Below are 1,417 nucleotides of genomic sequence, written 5' to 3'. Positions count from 1 at the left end.
GCCCTGGTGGCGCGGGTCGGCGAAGGTGTCGAGGCCGACCTTGGTCAGCACGCCCGGCCGCTTGGCGGCCGCTTCGCGGTGCATGTCGAACAGGATGCCGGACGGCACGTTGTAGGCGGCCACCGAATTGTCGCCGATCATCTTCCAGATCTGCGGCGGTTCGGAAGAGGAGGGGCCGGACGGGTAGGAGCCGCACAAAGTACGCTTCAGCAGGCCGGGCTTGGCCAGATGGTCGATGCCTTTGATGCCGTACATGTCGCCGGCGGCGATCGGGTGAAGTGTGGTGATATTTTTTGGGTGGCCTTCCCCCTCGAAGCGTTCGCCGATCGCGGCAAGCACCGCGTCCGGACAGCCGAGACCGCTCGACGACGACACGGATACGACCATGCCGTCCTTGATCAGGCCCGCTGCCTGCGCTGCCGAAACGACCTTGCTCAATTCATGATCCCCGAACCGGCCGTCCTGTTTCGGGTGCGGCGATCCGGGCCACAGCTTTCCCTGACGACCAGATTGACCGCGCCGATATGGTCTTCGGCCCGTGTGGTGCGCGACTGGATCATTTTCAGCATGACATGGGCGGCGCGTTCGCCGAGGCCGGCCGAGTCCACCGCGACGCTGGTCAGAGCCGGCATGTAATGTTCGGCCTCGGCCACATCGTCGAAACCGACGATGGCGAAATCAGTTCCCGGCTCAAGCCCGCGCTTGCGCAGCGCCAGCATGGCGCCAAAGGCGACAGCGTCGTTGAAGCAGAGCGCCGCGGTCGGCGGTTCAGCCATAGCGAGAGCGGTTTCGAGGCACGCGATACCGCTTCTGCGGCTGGTCTCTCCCTCGACGACCAGTGCGTCGCGGTCGGAGATGCCCTGCGTCTCGCAGGCTTCGCGAAATCCGCCAAGCCGATCGTGATAGACCACCAGGTCGGACGAACCGCCGAAGAAGACCAGCCTGCGATGTCCCTTGCCGATCAGATGGGCGGTGGCGAGATAGGCGCCGCGATGATTGTCGGGCGCGATGACCGGAATGCGGCTCTCGGGAAGCCGGCGCATGGCGAAGACAACCGGCAGACCTGCCGTTTCGATCCGCCTGAAGGCGCCCGGCGTCGTGCCGCGAGCCGGCGACACGATGAGGCCGGCGACGCCTTGCTCCATCAACGACTTCAGCACTTCTTCCTGGCGTACCGGATTTTCCGCCGTGTTGGCGATGAACGGCACGATACCGGCCGACTGGAAGACCCGCTCCATCCCAACCGCCAGCTCGGCGAAGAAGGGATTGGTGAGATCGTTGATGACCATGCCGATGACATTGGAGTGCGCCTTGCGCAGATTGGCGGCGCCGCGGTTGTAGACGTAACCGACATCCTCGATCGCCTTGCGCACCTTGCTCGCGGTTTCGGGCCGGATCAGTCCGCTGCCCTGGAGCA

General features: G+C 64.9%; 2 protein-coding genes. Both read right to left on the bottom strand.

Annotated features, from left to right (window positions below):
• Positions 1-438: CoA-transferase (locus EN750_RS34230; protein WP_281062372.1), on the bottom strand; the 438-nt coding region annotated here is incomplete at its 3' end.
• The coding region (locus EN750_RS34225; protein ID WP_127399270.1) for a LacI family DNA-binding transcriptional regulator at positions 435-1,417 on the bottom strand (983 nt) is incomplete at its 5' end. The genes EN750_RS34225 and EN750_RS34230, both read right to left, overlap by 4 nt.

This window comes from Mesorhizobium sp. M7A.F.Ca.ET.027.03.2.1, from assembly GCF_003999175.1.
Classification (GTDB): domain Bacteria; phylum Pseudomonadota; class Alphaproteobacteria; order Rhizobiales; family Rhizobiaceae; genus Mesorhizobium.
This window is presented reverse-complemented; position numbering and strand designations above follow the sequence as displayed.